The organism is Streptomyces sp. NPDC040718 (genome assembly GCF_055593565.1).
In genome coordinates this window covers 434,990-451,665 of sequence record NZ_JBVIXO010000003.1, presented here as the reverse complement: position 1 = coordinate 451,665, position 16,676 = coordinate 434,990, and the positions used below count along the sequence as shown (strand labels likewise).

Annotated in this window: 12 protein-coding genes and 2 pseudogenes; 5 read left to right on the top strand and 9 right to left on the bottom strand. The window is 72.5% G+C overall.

Going from position 1 to position 16,676, the window contains the following annotated elements; genetic code table 11:
* Positions 1–2: 2 nt before the first annotated feature.
* The 4 genes from ACZ597_RS10800 to ACZ597_RS10785 are packed head-to-tail and all read right to left on the bottom strand — an operon-like array spanning position 3 to position 3,876.
* On the bottom strand, positions 3–440 hold the full coding sequence (locus tag ACZ597_RS10800; RefSeq protein WP_471327762.1) for a tyrosinase family oxidase copper chaperone: 438 nt from the start codon (positions 438–440) through the stop codon (positions 3–5).
* Complete coding sequence (locus ACZ597_RS10795; protein ID WP_471327761.1) at positions 437–1,981, bottom strand: FAD/NAD(P)-binding protein; 1,545 nt, start codon at positions 1,979–1,981, stop codon at positions 437–439. The genes ACZ597_RS10800 and ACZ597_RS10795 overlap by 4 nt, the downstream gene beginning before the upstream one ends.
* 45 nt (positions 1,982–2,026) lie before the next feature.
* The gene (locus ACZ597_RS10790) at positions 2,027–3,025 is read right to left on the bottom strand and encodes an ABC transporter permease (RefSeq protein WP_471327759.1); all 999 of its coding nucleotides are present in this window, start codon (positions 3,023–3,025) and stop codon (positions 2,027–2,029) included.
* A gap of 50 nt (positions 3,026–3,075) precedes the next feature.
* Entirely contained in the window at positions 3,076–3,876 is an 801-nt protein-coding gene (locus tag ACZ597_RS10785) for a class II aldolase/adducin family protein (protein ID WP_471327758.1), read from the bottom strand.
* A 484-nt stretch (positions 3,877–4,360) separates the two neighbouring features.
* Here ACZ597_RS10785 and ACZ597_RS10780 point away from each other — a divergent pair.
* Together ACZ597_RS10780 and ACZ597_RS10775 are read left to right on the top strand one after the other, a co-directional pair.
* A pseudogene (locus ACZ597_RS10780) lies at positions 4,361–5,490 on the top strand (amidase); the annotation flags it as partial.
* A gap of 276 nt (positions 5,491–5,766) precedes the next feature.
* A complete protein-coding gene (locus ACZ597_RS10775) occupies positions 5,767–7,128 on the top strand; it encodes a phosphatase PAP2 family protein (RefSeq protein ID WP_471327756.1) in 1,362 nt (453 codons plus the stop codon).
* A gap of 408 nt (positions 7,129–7,536) precedes the next feature.
* Here ACZ597_RS10775 and ACZ597_RS10770 read toward each other — a convergent pair whose 3' ends face one another.
* Both ACZ597_RS10770 and ACZ597_RS10765 read right to left on the bottom strand, forming a co-directional pair.
* Positions 7,537–9,240, bottom strand: coding sequence for a SulP family inorganic anion transporter (locus ACZ597_RS10770; protein WP_471327754.1), 1,704 nt, complete (start codon positions 9,238–9,240; stop codon positions 7,537–7,539).
* A gap of 87 nt (positions 9,241–9,327) precedes the next feature.
* Positions 9,328–9,801 carry a pyridoxamine 5'-phosphate oxidase family protein gene (locus ACZ597_RS10765; protein WP_471327753.1) on the bottom strand — a complete coding sequence of 158 codons (474 nt, stop codon included), beginning with the start codon at positions 9,799–9,801 and terminating at the stop codon, positions 9,328–9,330.
* Positions 9,802–10,076: 275 nt separating this feature from the next.
* Between ACZ597_RS10765 and ACZ597_RS10760 the strand changes: the two genes are divergently transcribed.
* The 3 genes from ACZ597_RS10760 to ACZ597_RS10750 all read left to right on the top strand — a co-directional run bounded on the left by ACZ597_RS10760 (position 10,077) and on the right by ACZ597_RS10750 (position 11,991).
* Complete coding sequence (locus tag ACZ597_RS10760) at positions 10,077–10,541, top strand: Crp/Fnr family transcriptional regulator (RefSeq protein ID WP_471327751.1); 465 nt, start codon at positions 10,077–10,079, stop codon at positions 10,539–10,541.
* A 26-nt stretch (positions 10,542–10,567) separates the two neighbouring features.
* Positions 10,568–11,206 (top strand): CBS domain-containing protein, encoded by a 639-nt coding sequence (locus tag ACZ597_RS10755; protein ID WP_471327750.1) that lies wholly within the window; start codon positions 10,568–10,570, stop codon positions 11,204–11,206.
* Between the two features lie 86 nt (positions 11,207–11,292).
* A complete protein-coding gene (locus ACZ597_RS10750; RefSeq protein WP_471327748.1) occupies positions 11,293–11,991 on the top strand; it encodes a response regulator in 699 nt (232 codons plus the stop codon).
* Positions 11,992–12,006: 15 nt separating this feature from the next.
* Here ACZ597_RS10750 and ACZ597_RS10745 read toward each other — a convergent pair whose 3' ends face one another.
* The 3 genes and pseudogenes from ACZ597_RS10745 to ACZ597_RS10735 all read right to left on the bottom strand — a co-directional run bounded on the left by ACZ597_RS10745 (position 12,007) and on the right by ACZ597_RS10735 (position 16,674).
* On the bottom strand, positions 12,007–13,740 hold the full coding sequence (locus ACZ597_RS10745; RefSeq protein WP_471327747.1) for a sensor histidine kinase: 1,734 nt from the start codon (positions 13,738–13,740) through the stop codon (positions 12,007–12,009).
* 121 nt (positions 13,741–13,861) lie between these two features.
* A pseudogene (locus tag ACZ597_RS10740) lies at positions 13,862–14,062 on the bottom strand (DUF1918 domain-containing protein); the annotation flags it as partial.
* Positions 14,063–14,097: 35 nt separating this feature from the next.
* A complete protein-coding gene (locus ACZ597_RS10735) occupies positions 14,098–16,674 on the bottom strand; it encodes a cation-translocating P-type ATPase (RefSeq protein ID WP_471327745.1) in 2,577 nt (858 codons plus the stop codon).
* Between the last annotated feature and the right edge of the window lie 2 nt (positions 16,675–16,676).

Here is a 16,676-nt window from a genome sequence, read left to right as displayed (position 1 = left end):
CGTCAGTGGTGGTGCAGCCGGGCCGTCGAGAGCTGGGCGGTGCCGATCTCGTCGACGGCCGCCCGTGCCACCTCCAGCGGCGTGGGGAAGGACTGGTAGTGGTTGACCAGGCTCAGGTAGCTGCCGTCGGCGCGGCGCATGACGTGCAGGGGGCGGCCGTCGATGCTGATCTCGATGCCGGGCCCGGAGGCCGGGGCGGAGGCGCCCCGGGCGGAGGCGTAGCGCACGGCCACGGGTCCGCCCTGGATGCGCCGGCCCCGGTAGACCTCGTCGAAGCCGCCGGGGAGCGCGGCCTGCCCGGCGGCGGTGCCGGTACCGGCGGGGGCGTCGGGGGCCGCGGGGTCGGCCAGGACGATCGGCGCGACGGCGGCGCTGGTGCCGACGACGACGGCCGTGGTCAGGGCGGCCCTCATCATGTCCCTGCGGGTGATCGTGTTCATGCGGGCTGCTCCTGGGGTGCGGTGGCCGGGGCGGTGATGTCCTGGACGACCGCCCGGACTATGTCGTCGGCCCGTTCGAGGACGGAGGGCATGCCGGAGGTGAAGAAGAGCGTCCCGGCGCCCATGTCGCCGATCGCGTGCATCCGGCGGTGGGCCCGGCCCCCGCCCACGGCCCGGCTGGTGGAGGGTTCGATGTGCAGGCCGCCGTAGGGGTGGTACTCGCCGATGCCGTCCTCGACGAGGGAGTCGACGAACGGGCGGGCCTGGGCGGGGACCCGGTGGGAGGGCGCGCTGACGGCGTTGACGACGACGTCGCTCTCGTACTCCCCGCCGTCGGCGGCGACGTGGAACCCGGAGCCGGCCAGGGGCTTGACGTTCCACAGGCCGCGCAGGACGCGCAGGCCGCCCGCTTCGTGCAGCTCCAGCAGCTTGCGGGCGTTGGCCGGGGGCATCGGGCAGCACAGGCTCATCACGGCCCGGTAGTGGTGGTCCCGGATGAAGTCCTGGTCGGCGGCGCGCATCAGGGTCCAGGCGTCGGGGCCGCTCTCGGGGACGGCGTGCTGCATGACGCGCATGCCGGTGTCGGCCTCGTCGATGCGGTCGTACTGGCGGCGCAGCCGCTCCAGGGGGGATTCGCCGCCGAGGGAGGTCAGTTCGGCGACCACCGCCGAGGGGTCGGCGCCGTGTTCGGCCAACTCCCGCTCCAGCAGCTCCAGTACGTCGTCCAGCGCGAGCCGGCCGTCGTGGCCCGCGGCGGCGCGGGCGTGCAGGGCGGCGGGGGTGAAGTGCCTGATCTCGGGGAAGACGGGCCGCTGCCGGACGGCCGGGAGGGCGCCGTTGCGGGAGGCCATGGTGATCCGGCCGCGGTGGCCGCGGGCGGCGAGTGAGACGACGGTGTCCACCGCCGCGAGCCCGGTGCCGAGGACGGTGACGTCCGCGTCCTCGGGGATCGAGGCGACCGTGTCGCGCAGCGGGTAGGGGTCGCCGAAGTAGCCCGCGAGACCGGTGAGTTCGTAGTGGTCCGCGGGCCGGCCGGCGCCGACCGCGCAGATCACGTAGTCGAAGGTGTGCGTACGGCCGTCGCGGGTGGTCAGCACCACCTCGTCCCCCGCCTCTCGGGCGGCGACGACCGCGTCGCGGACGACGTCGACGGGCCAGCCGCCGAGGGAGAGTTCGCCGACGGCGTTCTCGGCGGTGCGCTCCAGGTAGCTGCCGAACACCCAGCGGGGCGGGAAGTAGCCGTCGGCGGCGTAGTCGCCCTGTCCGTAGGGGAGTCCGGAGGCGCGCAGCCAGTCGAGGAAGTCGTCGGGGGCTCCGGTGCGGGCGCTCATCTCCGCCGGGATGATGTTGGCGAGGACGGCGTCGGCGTCGTGCTGGTAGGCGCGGCCGCGCCACAGGTTGCCGGAGGGCTCGAAGACGGTGATCGAGCCCCGGCCGCGGCCCTGGGTGCGGGAGAGCCGGTCCAGCAGGCAGACGGCCGCGGCCCCTCCGCCGACCAGGCCGATGCGCGTCGGCGGGCGGTCGTTCGTGTCGATGGTCATGGTCGGCCTTTCGTGAGGAGGAGTCGGCGGGAGGGGCCGGCCCCGTCAGTTCGCGGCGGCGGGCTGCGGCTCGGCGGCGGCCGTGGGGGCGGGGGCGGGACGGCGGCGGGAGCTCGCGTAGAGCAGGCCGAGGCCGATCAGCGCCCAGACGACGAGCACCAGGACCGGGCCGGCCGCGCCGGCGCCGTCGAAGGGGCCGGACGTGCGCAGCAGGGTCGCGGCGGCGCCGGCCGGGAGGAACTGGCCGATGGCGCCCAGCGGCTGGGGCAGCATCTCGGGGGCCGAGGCCAGTCCGGAGAGGGGGTTGCCGACGACGAACATCAGGACGGCGCCGACGGCTATGCCGGGCGGGCCGATCAGCGAGCCGAGCCCGGTGATCACGGAGACCATGGCCAGCTCCAGCAGGGCCACGATCCCGGCGTTGACGAAGTAGTTGCCGGGTGCCACCCCGCTGAGGTGCGTCAGCATCAGGGAGCTGAGGAGTCCGGAGGCGACGGCGAATCCGATGACGCCGAGGAACCTGGCGCCGGCGGCGCGCACCTTGAGGACGAAGAGCAGGGCGGCGATCACGGCGGTGATCAGCAGGGGCAGGAAGCCCATGGACAGGCCCGCGCCGTGCGGGTCGTCGGCGTCGGCGGGCACCACGTCGGTGACGAGCACCGGCCCGCCGGCGAGTTCCTGCGCCTGCCCGGTCAGCGTCTGGGCGACGGTGGGCGAGGCGGCGGAGGCCAGGCGCAGTTCGAGTCCGCCGGCGGTGGGCAGGAGGGCCCCGTACGCCTTGCGGTCGCGCAGGGCGGCGTCGGCCTCCTCCACGCCGGCGGCGGTCTCGATCGCGTAGGCGCCGGGGGCGGCCTCGCGCAGCCGGTCGGCGAGCTGTTCGGCGCTCCGGGGGGCGCCGGGGGCGGAGACGACGAGGACGGGCAGGTCCCGCGGCGCGGCGTGGGACGCCGACCAGGAGAACCAGCCGCCGATCACGAACTGCACGATCGCGACGATGACGAGGATGGTGCGCGCTTCCGCGCGCGGTGAGGCGGTTGAGCTCATGATTGCTTCCTGGGATCCGGTGCGGCCGGGGGCATGGGGGCGCGGCGGCCCTACTCGTCGAGCAGGTCCGGCTGTTCGGCCGTGATCTCGTCCCACATGATCTGGAAGCTGTAGCGGCCGAGCTGTTCGTCGCCGAAGCCGTCGCGGGCCAGCAGGGCCTGCTCGTGGGACATCGGGACGGGCCGCCCGGCGGAGAGGGCCAGCAGCTGGACCTGGGCGCAGCTCTCGTAGGTGAAGAACCAGTGGACGGCCTCCTCCAGGGAGCCGCCCACGGTGATCAGGCCGTGGTGGCGCAGCAGCATGGCGCGCTTGGCGCCGAGGCGGTCGGCGATGTCCTGGCCGTGCTCGATCTTGATGGCCGGCCCGTCGTAGTCCCCGTAGAGCACCTGGTCCTGGTAGAAGGCGGCGGATTCCTGGTCGTAGGGCTCCAGGAGCCGTTCCAGGGCGCCGAGGGCGCGGGCGTGGACGGTGTGGCCGTGCGCGATGGCGTTGGCCTCGGGGCGCTCGTGGATCTTGGAGTGGATGGTGAAGGCGCTCGGGTTGACCTTGCCGGTGCCGTCGACGACGCGGCCGGCGGCGTCGACGCGGATCAGGTCGGCGACGCGGACGCGGTTGAAGGAGACGCCGAACGGGTTGACCCAGAAGGTGTCCAGGTCCTCGGGGTCGCGGACCGAGATGTGGCCGGAGATCCCCTCGGCGTAGCCCGCCTTGCCGAACAGCCGCATGGCGGCGGCCAGTCGCTGCTTGCGGTGGCGGCGCTCGTCGTCGGCGGAGGCGAACACCGGGTCCGCGGGGATCGGAAGGCCGGTGTGGGTGTCGGCGAGGAAGGCTTCGGGTGCGGTGGTGGACACGTCGGGTCTCCTGGAAGGTCGGATTCGGGCCCGCCCGTCCCCTTCTCCCCACCCGCGCCAGGGCAGCGCGAAGCCCGCTGCGGGTAGGGGGAATTGAGCCGAAACCCCTGGTCAGTCGGGGTTCTGCGGCTGGGAGGGCGTCAGCTCCTGCACCTGAATCCTGTCCCACGGAGGGGTGGCTTTTCGGCCTCCAGCGGCTCCGCGAGGCTTCATAACCGTGCGTTTCACCTTTGCGCAGCGGGCCGGATTACGGGCATAGCGGCACAGACCACCCCGCGGTGGCTGCGGCGGGCCCAAAGCGGGGGTCAGGCCTGCCCGTCGGGGCCGGTCCGCTGGACTCGACCCGGCCGGGCACGGCGGCCCGCCACCTGCCGAGGTCCTCGTCGGCCTCGACGGCATGGTGCGCCTCCAGGGGGCGCGGCTGCACGAGACCCCTCCGGCTCGGCACGGAACCGGCGGGCCGGCGGGCCCGGACTCCGCATCCCCGACCACCGCCGGCTCGCGGGTACGCGACGGCCACCGGGCGGAGGCCGACAGCACGGTCTCCGCCCGGCTGGGCGCTGCGGGCGCGGTGCTGGTGGGCCAGACGCGCACCCACGAGTTCGCCTACGGCCTGACCACGCCCCGGACGAGGAACGCCTGGGACGCGGAGCGGATCGCGGGCGGGTCCAGCGGCGGCTCGGCCGTGGCCGTGGCGGCCGGAGCGGCGACGTTCGCACTGGGAACGGACACGGGCGGGTCGATCCGGGTGCCGGCGGCCCTGAACGGGGTGGTCGGCCTCAAACCCACCTACGGCCTGGTCCCCCGGCACGGAGTGACGGCCCTGTCCTGGTCGCTGGACCACGTGGGCCCCCTCACCCGGACCGTGGAGGACGCGGCGCACGTGCTGACGGCCCTCGCCGGGTACGACCGCCGCGACCCCGCGAGCCTGTCCGTGCCCGCCACCGACTACCGCCCGGGACCGGCCGAAGGCCTCGCCGGACTGCGCGTCGGCGTGCCGGTCAACCACTACTTCGACCACGTCGACCCCGAGGTCGAATCCGCGGTCCGGCGGGCCGTCGACCGCCTGGAGTCCCTGGGCGCGGAGCTCGTCGACGTCGAGATCCCGATGGCCCGCTACGTCCAGGCGACCCACTGGGGCCTGATGGTGCCCGAGGCGACCGCCTACCACGAGCGGACCCTGCGGACCTCGCCCGAGCTCTACGGGCCGGACGTGCGCGTCCTCCTGGAGGCCGGCGAGCTCCTGTCCGCGGGCGACCACCTGCGGGCCCAGCGGGCCCGCACCCTGATGCGGCGGGCGTGGCTGGACCTGCTGGACACCGTCGACGCGATCGCCGCCCCCACCGTGCCGATGACCGCCGTACGGGCGGCCCAGACCTCCGTCACCTGGGCCGACGACACGGTGGAGACCGTCTCCGACGCCTACGTGCGCCTGTCGTCACCGGCGAACATCACCGGGGTGCCGTCGCTACCGTGCCGGTCGGCCACGACCGGGCCGGGCTGCCGATCGGCATGCAGCTCATGGGGCGGCCGCTGGGCGAGGCGGTGCTCCTGCGCACCGGGCACGCCTACGAACGCGCCGAACCCCCGCGAGGCCTCGCACCAGCGGCCTGAGGACCCCGCGCCCCGGCTTCGCACTAGGTGACGATCATGCTCAGACCCATGGTGCGCCCCGGCGGGCGCAGTGCCCGAGTCCAGCGGGCGGTGCACGCCGCCGTACCGCGTCCTCTTCCGGCCGGGCGCCCTGGACGGGGCGTACGCGCGCCGCCTGGTGGCCGACTGCCTGGGCTGACGGGGAGGTATTCGCTCGTCCTTCCGGCCGGCGCGACCCCCTCAGCTAACATGTTCGAGCCAACAGTGACCGGTTGAAATATGAACATCGGCTGAGAATTGATATCTGAGGAACCACGAGCGCTCACGCGCACGAGCAGCGCCACCGCGTCCGGGAACCGGAGCCGGCCACTCGTCCTCCTGTGGGCCGCGGTGGGCGTGACGGGCCTCGGGTTCCTCGTCGCCCTGGAGATCGCCGCGCGCCACTACGGCGTGGCGGGCCCGATCGTCAGCCAGGCGCGAGAGGTCGTCTTCGCCCCCCGGTCGGGGACGGTGCTGTACGCGAGCATGGCGCTGATGATGGTCGTGCTCACCTGGCGGCAGCGGTTCATCGCACTCGGTGCCGCGATCGGCATCGACCTGCTCCTCTGGCTCGTACGGTCGGCGGCCGGCGCCGAGAACATGTTCGGCAGCGGCGCCCTGTGGGTGACGCTGGGCTGTGCCGTCTTCGCCGTCGTGCGCCGCAAGGGAGCGGAGCGCGCCCTGCTGCTGAAGGGCGTCGGCCTGGCCCTGCTGCTGGTCGCCGGCCGCAAGACCGGCTACACCTGGCTGCTGATCACGTCGAAGACCCGTCCGATGGTGCTCGACCAGTACGTGGCGGCCGCCGACCGCGCGCTCGGCAACCCCTCGTGGGTGGCCGGCCGGATCGTGGAGGCCACCGGCCCGATCGGCCACCACGTCCTCGAATGGGTCTACATCCAGCTCGCGGTGGGCGCGGTACTCGTCGCCCTGTACCAGCTGCGCAACGTGGCGTCCGAGCGCCGCTTCCCGGCCCACCACCTGGTGCGCACCTTCCTGGTCGTCGGCCTGCTCGGACCGGGCATCTACATGGTCTTCCCGGTGGTGGGCCCGATCCTCGCCTACGGCGCCGACGGCGGGCAGTGGGCGCTGGCCGACCTGTGGCCGCACACCGCCCCGCCCCTCGGCATCCCGCAGCCGATGCCGTTCGACGAGTTCACCCCGCGCAACTGCATGCCCAGCCTGCACACGGCCTGGGCCACCGCGATCTTCATCCACTCCCGCAAGGGCCCCTGGCCCCTGCGCTTCCTCGGCGCGTTCTGGCTCGTCGCCACCCTCGGCGCGACCCTCGGCTTCGGCTACCACTACGGGGCGGACATCGTCTCCGGCGTGGTGTTCACCCTCACGATCGAGGCGGCGCTGCGGGCGCTCGCCCGGGGCTGGGACCGGCGGGCGACCCTGCTCGTCGGCCACGGCGCCGCGGTCTTCACCGCGATGCTGGTGTCGTACCGCTACCTGTCGACGGAGATGGCCGGTCACCCGTGGGTGTTCGGGCCCCTGGTCCTCCTGGCGACGGCCTCGGTCGTCTACGCCTACGTACGGACCACCAGGCAGTGGGACCGGCAGCCCGGGCCGGCCCGCGTGCCCGCCCAGCGGCGCGCACCGGAGCCCGAGCTGGTCTGAGCCGGGGCTACCGGCTGCCGTGCTCGTTGTGCATGGCCAGGCAGAGGGCCCGGACCTCGGAGAAGGTGTTCGGTGAGAGCGATCCGCCGGCGTGGATCTCGGCCGTCCAGTGCGTGGGGGCCGAGCTGCCGCTGCGGACGGGGTGCCGTCGGCGGCACCGGGGAAGCTGCCGTTGAGGTGGGTTCCGCCCGAGCCGGCCTTGGTGAAGCCGGCCGTGGTCGTGCCGCCCGTGGTGGGGCCGGCGACCTCGCGGTGGTGGACATGAACTCACCTCGCATCTGCCGTGAACCGCGCGGGAGCCGCCTGCGGTCGGCGCGGCCCGGCCTACCCGAAAAACACGGCTCGGTGGACTTGATCAGCGCGACGACGGAGCTGCCGGCGGCACCGACTACCCGGTCAGGGGCCCGCTCAGAGGGTTGGATCGCGGCCTGTGGCGCGTTGCCAGTCCTGGTAGGCGGCAACGGCCGTCGGGAGCGTGGGGAAGATGCGCTCCGGGCCGATCTTCGCTGTCAGGCCGTAGGCGTCGAGGGGGTGGCGCAGGTCCTGCTTGACGCGGGCGAGGGCGAACACGATGTCCTGTCGGGCGAGTTCGGCGCGGAGGGCTTCGACGGCGTCGAGGGCGGTGATGTCGACCTCGACGTTGGCCTCGGTGTTAAGGACGAACCAGTGCACCGGTTCCGCCTTGGCCGCGACCGAGGCCAGCGCCCGGCGGCGGAAGTCCTCGGCGTTGGCGAAGAACAACGGGGAGTCGTAGCGGTAGATGAGGAGACCGGGAATGGTGCGCGCGGTCGGGTAGTCGTCGATGTCGTGCATGCCGGCCAGCCCGGGCACCATGCCCTCGACGGCGTCGTGCGGACGGGCGACCCTCGTGAGCAGTTCGGCGACGGACAGTGCCACGGCGAGGAGCACGCCGTACAGGATGCCGAGGGCGAGGACCCCGAGACCGCAGCCGAGGGCGAGCAGGAACTCGCGGCGACGGAAGGCTGCCAGCCTGCGGAACTCGCCCACCTCGATCAGGCGTACGGCGGCGTAGACGACGATCGCGCCGAGGGCGGCGGAGGGGGTGTGGGCCAGCAGCGGGCCCAGGAAGAGCAGGACGGCGGCCACACAGACGGCACCGACGATGGAGTACGCCTGGGTGCGGGCGCCGGCGGAGTCGGCGAGGGCGGTACGGCTGGCGCTGCTGCTGACGGGAAAACCGTGCAGGACACCGGCACCGATGCTGGACACGCCGAGCGCCAGCAGCTCGCGGTTTGCTGCCAAGGGCTGCGGATCGTCGTGGCGGGCGAAGGCGCGCGCGGTGAGGACGACATCCGAGTATCCGACGAGGAGAACTCCTACGGCCGGCAGGACCAGGCCGGCGTAGTCCGACGGATCGGGCAGGGCGAAGCCCGGCAGGCCGGTCGGGACGGCTCCGATGACGTTGATGCCGTGGTTGTCGTCGAGGGCGAAGCCCCCCACCACGGCGGTGGCGAGCGCCAGGACGACGAGCGGTCCGGGCAGCGGGCGCCACAGCAGGGGCAGGAGGAACAGAAGGGCGAGGCATCCGGCGGCGAGCACGGCCGTGGGCCAGTGCACGTCACCGAGATGATGGAGGAAGGAGAACAGCTGGGGGAAGAAGCCCGATCCGCTTCCCCTGGCCCCGGTCAGGCGGGGAAGCTGGTCCACAATCATGATCAGGGCGACACCGGCGAGGTAGCCGACGAGGACCGGCCTGGAGAGGAGATCCGCGAGGAAGCCCAGCCTGACGGCCCACGCGGCGAGGCACAACAGACCAGCCACGACGGCCAGGGCCGCCGAGAGCGCCGCGTACCGCGCGGGGTCGCCGGCCGCCAGCGGGCCCACGGCCACGGCAGTCATGAGGGCGGTGGTCGATTCAGGGCCTACGGACAGCAGGCGGGAGGACCCGCTGAAGGCGTAGAGGACCATGGCCGGGAGGGCGGCCCACAGGCCGACGACCGGTGGCAGGCCGGCAACGCCGGCGTAGGCCATGACTTGCGGCACGAGATAGGCGGCGACCGTGATGCCGGCCGGCACGTCACCCCGGAGCCAGGCGGCGCGGTAGCCGTGGAGAGCAGGCGGGACCACCACGGTCCATCCGCGCTTCGGCATGGCACCTCCGGAACTCCTGCGGGCGTGTGCCGCACCATCGTTACGTGCCGAGGGCCGCGTGGAGGTGAAGCGCGCGAACGGGCGCCGCTAAGGACCACCCTCGCGCAAGCGGAAGCCGGTGACCAGGTCGGGTCTGATCCGGATCGCGCAGGATGCGCTGCCCGCGGCCCAGGGCCGCAGGAGGCGCACGTACCGCTCGATCTCGTCGGGGTCGGTGACAGCGGTGGCGTAGCCGGTGGCGACCACGCTCCATCCCAGGTGTTCACCGGTGTCGATGTCGTCGGCCTCGTAGGCGACGACCACGCCTGCGCCGTCCTGGGCCGCGAGCAGCGCCGCCAGCGTCGATCCGTCCTGGACGCGGATGATGATGTCGCCGGCATCGAGAACGTGGTTGACCGGGCGCACGGCGGGCAGTGCGTGACGGGTGAAGACGATCCGGCCCAATTCGGCGGTGCCGAGTAGCCGCAGCGCCTCGTCAGCGCTGAGCTCTTCCATCAGCCGTCCCGGCACACTGGCGGCAGGCGAACTGACGGTCACACCTGCCGGGTGGCTTTTCATCATGGACGTCCTTCGTCGAGCGGGCAGGCCGCGACCCGGACGGTCGGCGTGGCGAGGGAGGCGAATGCCTCCGGTCTCCATGCCATGACCGTTCCCGTACGTCACACGCCTGACGCTCGGACAGGGTCGGAGGCCGTGAACGGGCCATCTGCTGCCAGCATGTCCGCGTGCGCCGATCTCGGACATGGGCCGATCGGCCCTTGGACGGGACCACAGGGCCCATGCCCGGAACGGACGGAACGCCAAGACTGGAGACGGACTCGAACAGGAGGCCGTCCATGAGTACCCCTTCACCCACCCGTATCTCCGAGGCGCTGCCCGCCGACTGCCGTTCCCGTCTGATGGAACTGGCCCAAGAGGTCAACTTCGACGAAGGGACCCATCTCTTTCGCGAAGGTGGCCACGCCGACCGGTTCTGGATCGTCCTGTCCGGCACCGTGACCTTGGACGTTCATGTGCCCGGGCGGCGCGCCGCCGTCATCGAGAGCCTCGGCGCCGGCCAGCTGGTCGGCTGCTCGTGGCTCTTCAAGCCGTACTGCTGGCGTCTGGGCGCCGAAGCGATGACGCCCGTCCGCGCGTACGAGTTCGACGCGGAGCGCGTACGGACGCTGATGGACGCCGACTCCGCTTTCGGCTCTGCCCTGGGCCGCTGGGTCGGGCAGGTCCTCGCCAACCGGCTGCAGGCCGCCCGCGTGCGCCTTCTCGACCTGTACGCGCCCTACGGCAGCGGCAGCTTCCTCTGATCGTCCCCACGGCGAAGGAGCCGGTCATGCCCGCGTCCCGCTACACCGTCAGTGACGTCATGACGCACACGGCCGTCGCCATCGGCCGCGAGGCGTCGTACAAGGAGATCGTCGAGCTGATGCACCAGTGGAAGGTGAGCGCGGTCCCCGTCCTGGAAGGCGGGGGGCGCGTCGTCGGCGTGGTCTCCGAGGCGGACCTGCTGCCGAAGGAGGAGTTCCGGCGTACGGACCCCACCCTGCCCGATCAGCTGGAGGAAGCGTCGAAGGCCGGCGCGGTGCTGGCCGAGGAGCTCATGTCGAGCCCGGCGATCACCGTGCCTCCCGACGCGCCCGTCGCCGAAGCCGCGCGGATCATGGCGCACAAGCACGTCAAGCGCCTGCCCGTGGTGAACGCGCTCGGCATGCTGGAGGGCGTGGTCAGCCGCAGCGACCTCCTGAAGGTGTTCCTTCGGCCCGACGAGGAGCTCGATGAGGAGATCCGCCAGAGCGTACTCACCGGGCTGATACCCGGCGTGCACGTGGACTTCGCCGTACAGGACGGCGTCGTCACTCTGCGCGGCCCGCTGCGGGACCGGGCCCTGGTCCCCCTGCTCGCCCGGGCGATCCGCGCGGTCGAGGGTGTGGTGGACGTCCGGATGGAGCTGAACGGCGCCGTCGCTGCCTAGTGCCTTCGCACGGCCACGGGGTGCGGTGCGCACCTTCCTGAGACAATTCGGATGAAAAGCATCATGGGGTCGAGCCAGGGGCGATCATGTCCGATGATCCGAAGGAATCCGCCGAGGCGCCGATCAAGGTGTTCCTCCTCGACGACCACGAAGTGGTCCGGCGCGGGCTGCGAGACCTCCTGGACGCCGAACCGGACATCAGCGTCGTGGGCGAGGCGGGCACGGCCGAGCAGGCGCTTGCCCGCGGGCCGGCGCTGCGCCCGGACGTGGCCGTGCTCGACGTGCGGCTTCCCGACGGCGACGGCATCACCGTCTGCCGCGAGCTGCGCTCTCGCATGTCCGGCCTGGCCTGCCTCATGCTGACGTCCTTCGATGACGAGGACGCGCTGCTGGACGCGATCATGGCGGGCGCCGCCGGGTACGTGCTGAAGCAGATCAAGGGCTCCGACCTGGTCTCCGCCGTACGGACGGTGGCCACCGGGCAGTCCATGCTGGACCCGGCCACCACCGCCCGCCTGATGCACTCCCTGCGGGACCCCGAGAGCCCCAGGGAACCGGAAGACGCCCGCCTGGCAGCTCTGTCAGAACGCGAGCGGGCAGTGCTGGACCTCATCGGCGAGGGCCTCACCAACCGGCAGATCGCGAAGCGGCTCTACCTGTCCGAAAAGACCGTCAAGAACCACATCTCACGGCTGCTGGGAAAGCTCGGCGTGGAGCGGCGGGTCCAGGCGGCCGTGATCGCCGCCCAGGTGCACGGGCACGACGCCGGGACTGCGAAGCATTAGGGACGCCGGCGACGGTCACCGCGAGGGCGGCGGGACCAGGGGTACCTGCCACTCCAGGCGGGTGCCCGGCGCACCGTCGCCCCGCGCTGCGACGTCCATCCGGCCGCTCAGCCTTTCGGCACGCTCGGCCAGGTTCCGCAGTCCGCTGCGCCGACCGCCCGCGGGCAGGCCGACGCCGTTGTCCGTCACGGTGAGGGTCAGGATCCCGTCGGCCGCAACGATCGAGACCTCGACGCGCGTGGCCTCGGCATGGCGGGCGACGTTGGCGAGGGCTTCCCCCACCACGGCGAGGGCCTCGTCCGCGACGGCCGACGGTACCTCGGTGTCGATCAGCCCCTCCATCCTGAGGGCCGGGGCGAAGCCGAGGGCTGCAGCGGCCTCGTCCATGGCCTGGACCAGGCGGGAGCGCAGTTTGGACACCTGACCGGGGGCTTCGTGGTCGCGGAGTCCGAAGATGGTCGATCGGATGATCTTGATGGTGGCGTCGAGGTCGTCCACGGCACGCGCGAGGCGCTCGGACGCCTGGGGGTGGTCGACGAAGCGCTGGGCGCTCTGGAGGGTCATGCCGGTGGCGAAGAGGCGCTGGATGGCCAGGTCGTGCAGGTCCCGGGCGATGCGGTCGTGGTCCTCCAGCAGGCTCATCTGCTCGGTGTCGCGGCGCCGGTCGGCGAGCTCCAACGCGAGGGCGGCCTGGCCCGCGAACCCCGGAAGCGCGGCTACCTCCGTGGTGGCGAAGACGGGACGACCGTGCCGCCGGGCGAGCATCAGGACGCCGCTCAGCTTTTCCTTGGTGCCAACGGTGACGGCCACGGCCGGGCCGAAGCCGCTCCACCGCTCGGGTTGCACGGTGACGCGCTCGTCGGTCGCCACGTCGGGAACAGTGATGAGGCCGTTGCGGGCCAGGGCGGCCTCGGCGAGAGTGCCCTGGGTGCTGGGCAGGACGATCCCGCGGTGCGCCTCGGCTCCCTCCCCGAGTGCGAGGGAGCCACGCAGTTCACCGGCGGAGCCGAGCAGGTAGAAGACGCCCATGTCGGCGCTGGTGATGTCCTTGGCCCGTTCCAGCATGCCTTCGAGGACTTCCTCCTCGGGCGCTCCGGAGAGCAGGGCGCTGGTGATGTCGGAGCTGGCCTCCAGCCAGCGCTCGCGCAGCCGGACTTCCTCGAAGAGCCGGGCGTTCTCGATGGCGATGCCGGCCGCGACGGCGAGGGTGGACAGGACCGCCTCGTCCTCGGCGTCGAATTCTGCTCCGCCGCGCTTCTCGGTCAGGTAGAGGTTGCCGAAGACGTCCTCGCGGACCCGGATCGGGACACCGAGGAAGGAGTGCATCGGCGGGTGGTGGTCCGGGAACCCGTACGAGGCAGGGTGCTCGGACAGCTCCGACAGTCGCAGCGGTTCGGGATGGCGGATCAGTTCGCCGAGGATGCCGTGGCCGGAGGGCAAGTCTCCGATCCGTGCGCGGAGGCTGTCGCTGATGCCGACGGGAAGGAACTCGGCCAGTTTCTTGTCGTTCCCGATGACTCCGAGGGCCCCGTATTCGGCGTCCACGAGCACCACGGCGGCCTCGACGATGCCTTGTAGGACCTGCGGCAGGTCCAGTTCCCGGCCCACGGACATGACGGCTTCGAGCAGGCCGTTCAGCCGGTCCCGCGTGCCCCTGACCTCGTCGATCCGTACCTGGAGCTCGTCCAGCAGTTCATCGAGCCGCAGTCGGGGAACACCGCTCCCGGTGGGCTGTTCCCCTGCGCTCATGCCCGCCTCCGGCCGGAAGTGATGGCGAGATGGCCATCGCTTCCACGGTATCCCCGGCCGGAGGGCCCGGCCTTCCCACTCAGTGGGAGGCCGTTGCATCGTTCGGCCCCTCCTCGTTCCGTGGCGTGCCGTCGTCGTGCAGGTGCCGGACGTGGGCGTCCGGGCCGGGGAAGAAGACGGTGGTGCGGCCGGTGTCGGACCAGCGCACGTCGTACGGCGGGGTTCCGTCGTCATGGTGCAGGGCGATGACTTCGCCGTCACGGCCGGGCTTTCCGATGGTGGGGCCGCCGACGACGATCTGGTCGCCCACCATGGCGTGGATCCCATGGCCGTCGGCAGGTGAATAGGCGTTCATGGTCATGCCTTTCTGTGGAATGCGCTGCGCAGGATCCGGGCAGTGACGAATGCTGCGAGGGCTGCCGCCGTGGCGAGCCCCGCGCCGGCCCAGCCGACCGGCTGGGTGTCCAGCAGCGACTGCAGCGCGGGAACGTGCAGGGCAGCCATCGCCAGGAGGCCGGAAACCGCCACGGAGGCGGGGAGGAAGAGGTTCTGGGTGGTAAGCAGCCGGGCCCGCAGACCCAGGGCCACGCCCAGCTGGGCCCCGAGCAGAGACAGGAAGAGCACGCTCTGCCAGGGCAGGCCCATGCCACGCGCGCCGATGCCGGCGATCAGGCTGAACGCCGTCACGGCCGCGGCCAGGATGAGGAGGCGTTGCCACACGCCGGCGGCCAGGATGTGCTGTCCCGGCGGCCGGGGCGGGCGCCGCATCGCCTCGGGTGCGGCCGGCTCGGCGCCCATGGCCACGCCGGTCAGGCCGTGGGTGAGGAGGTTGATCCACAGGATCTGCCCCGCCCGCAGCGGCAGGGCCAGGCCGAGCAGGGGACCTGCCAGCATCACGAGGATCTCGGCGGCTCCGCCGGCCATGGCGTAGACGAGGAAGCGCCGGATGTTGTCGTAGACGCGGCGGCCTTCCTCGACGGCCGTGACCACGGTGGAGAGCTCGTCGTCCGTGAGGACGAGGTCGGCGGCCTGGCGGGCCACCTCCGTGCCGCGGGCGCCCATGGCGACGCCGATGTCGGCCTGGCGTAGGGCGGGGCCGTCGTTGACGCCGTCCCCGGTCATGGCGGTCACGGCGCCACGGGCCCGCCAGGCGTGGACGATGTCGAGCTTCTGCTGTGGATCGGTCCGGGCGAAGACGCGGATCGCGGTCAGGTCGGTGTCCGGTGCTGCGGCCAGCTCGGGGCCGGTGACCACCGCATCGGCCGGCCCGTCCTCTACGAGGCCGATGCGTACGGCGATGGCGTGGGCCGTCGCGGGGTGGTCGCCGGTGATCATGACCGGGGTGATGCCCGCGGCGCGGCAGGCTGCCAAGGTGGCCGCTGCCGCCGCTTTCGGCGGATCGCTGATGGCGATCAGGCCGAGAAGGCCCAGTCCGCGTTCCGCCTCGGTGGCGGGCGGACTCCACTGGAGCCGTTCGGTGCCTGCCACAGCCAGGACCCTGAACCCGTGCGAGGCCAGCTCTGCTGCCCGTCGGCGGGCCTGGTCCAGGACCTCGGGCGGCTCGGCGAGCACCGTGGGAGCGAGGACGGCCTCGGGCGCCCCTTTGAGGCAGACCAGAACGTTGCCGTCCGGCAGGTGGTGGAGGGTGGTCATCCGTTTGCGCAGGCTGTCAAAGGGGGCTTCTCCGATCCGGGGGCAGTCCCGGTGCAGCTCGGCAGGGTCGGGGCAGCCGGCCTTGGCAGCGGCTGCCAGCAGTGCGGCCTCCATGGGATCGCCCACGGCCGTCCACATGTCGGATCCGCTCTGGGGCGGTTTCAGGCTTGCGTCGTTGCACAGTGCCGCCGTGGTGAGGAGCTCCTGTAGCGGGCGGAGCTGCTCGGGTGTCAGGGAGCGTCCGGAACGGGTCAGGGCTCCGTGGGGTTCGTATCCGCTGCCGGACACATCGGCGGCTCCGGACGGCGTCCACACGTGCTGGACGACCATGCGGCCCTCGGTGAGGGTGCCGGTCTTGTCCGTGGCCAGCACGCTCACCGAGCCGAGTGTCTCGACCGCCGGCAGGCGTCGTACCAGGGCTCCCCGGGCCGCCATGCGGCGGGCCCCGAGGGCGAGGGCCAGGGTGACCACGGCGGGCAGGGATTCGGGTACCGCGGCGACGGCCAGGCTGATGGCGGTGACCGCCATCGTGCTCACGCCGAGGCCGCGTACGAGGCCCAGGGCGAAGAACAGCACGCACAGGGCGAGGGTGACGGCAGCCAGAACGCGGCCGAGGGAAGCGAGGCGGCGCTGGAGCGGGGTCGGCTCGTGTTCCCCGCCAAGGAGCGCCGCGATCCGGCCGAGGGCACTGGAGGATCCGGTGGCCGTGGCGGTCGCGGTACCCCGACCGCGCACCACGACGGTGCCGGCGCCGACCGTGTCACCGGCAGTTCTGGCGACGGGTTCCGATTCGCCGGTGAGCATGGACTCGTCCAGCAGGATCGCCGACGCCTCGGTGAGGTCTGCATCCGCGGCGACGATGTCTCCCTCGCCCAGGAGCAGGCTGTCACCGGGCACCACCAGCGCTGCCGGCACCTCGTGGGCGGCACCGTCGCGCCGCACTCGGGCGTGCGGGGCCGAGAGCGCGGAGAGGGCGGCGACCGCGTGGTCCGCCCGGACCTCCTGGGCCACTCCCACGGTCGTGTTGAAGAGGACCACCAGGCCGATGACGACGGCATCCGGGTGGTCACCGATCGCGATGGTCAGCAGGGCGGCACCGAGCAGCACCATGATCAGCGGATCGCGCAACTGCGCCAGCACCCGACGGTGCAGGGGTGTCGGCCGCGGCGGGGCCACCTCGTTGCGCCCGTACCGGGCGAGTCGGCTTTCGGCCTCGGACTGCGTCAGCCCCGCCGGCTCCGAGGAGCCGACGGACGGCATGTCGATCGCGCGGCTGGTCATGG